The 345-nt window shown below is 68.1% G+C and carries 1 pseudogene; it reads right to left on the bottom strand.

Annotated features, from left to right (window positions below):
- Positions 1 to 105: 105 nt before the first annotated feature.
- A pseudogene (locus FH08_RS0134325) lies at positions 106 to 345 on the bottom strand (hypothetical protein); the annotation flags it as partial.

The raw sequence follows: 345 nt of genomic DNA, 5'->3' as shown, positions 1-345 counted from the left end.
GCAGCTTGGGATCGGGACCGCGGGCCTGGGTGTCGGCACCGCCTTCATTGCCGCAGGCGGCCAGCAGCACGGCCAGACCCAGGACGCTCAAGACTCTTGGAGTGCTCATCGGACCACCTCCAAACGCAGGTTGGAGAGACCGATCCAGGCAGCCACCAGGCTCAGCACCGACACGATCACCGAGAGGATCAGCCCGGCGGGCATCACCGCCCAGGCGTCCTTGGCGTGCTCGAAGGCATTGACCAGCCCCAGCACCCAGGCCAGCAACAGCAGGAGGAAATAGGCCGCCGGCCGGCGACCGCGGAAGCGCGCGCCGAACAGATTGCCGAGGGCGAACAGCAGGGC

Origin of the sequence: Caballeronia sordidicola (assembly GCF_000729995.1) — a bacterium.
Classification (GTDB): Bacteria; Pseudomonadota; Gammaproteobacteria; order Burkholderiales; family Burkholderiaceae; genus Caballeronia; species Caballeronia sordidicola_A.
Note: the sequence above shows the minus strand (reverse complement) of the source record. Positions and strands in the feature narration are given on the sequence as shown.